This window comes from Methylobacterium sp. J-001, assembly GCF_022829565.1.
Classification (GTDB): Bacteria; Pseudomonadota; Alphaproteobacteria; order Rhizobiales; family Beijerinckiaceae; genus Methylobacterium.
The window spans coordinates 1-594 of the sequence record NZ_JAKSYN010000174.1 but is presented as its reverse complement, the minus strand read 5'-3'; the positions used below and the strand labels follow the sequence as shown (position 1 = coordinate 594).

1 pseudogene is annotated in these 594 nt (G+C 66.5%); it reads left to right on the top strand.

Going from position 1 to position 594, the window contains the following annotated elements:
- Positions 1-341: 341 nt before the first annotated feature.
- Positions 342-594: pseudogene (locus tag MKK65_RS21995) on the top strand (histidine kinase); the annotation flags it as partial.

Genomic DNA, 594 nt, shown 5'->3' with positions numbered 1-594 from the left:
GCACCGGCGCCGACACAGCAGATGGGCAGGGACAGCGGTAGCGCTCGGAGTACCATCGGCAGCCATGCCGTCAGCAGGCCCAGGACACCGAACCCGGCCAGGACGACGACCTAGGTTTCCAGCGTAGGGCGAACCAAGCCTGGATCGCACTGTTCCGTGTTTGGCCGACTATTCGTATCGAGGACACCGCAAGTCGTGCACCGGGCAAGCTCGCGATGACAGGCGAGCGTGAGCCAGTTCCTTACGGGGCGCCCGTGAAGCCGCGCGCGTCGGTGCAGCGGTGGAACTGGACGGCGGATAGCGCGCGTGCACTTCCCGCACAGTTGCAGCGTTGCCGTGCGATGACAGCCTTCGAATTGAGCCGCGCATTCGCCCACGATGCCACCGGCGTCATCGGCGTCACCGATCCGATGATCGAGCCACCCGGGCCCATTATCCTCTACGCCAACGCCACCTTCGGCCGTCTCGTCAGGCGCGAACTCGACGACATCATCGGGCTCAGCCCCCGGTTCATGCAGGGCAAGGAGACCCGCCGGGAGACGCTCGACGTGTTCCACCGCGCTCTGGCGGCGGGCGAGCGCTTCCACAGCTACC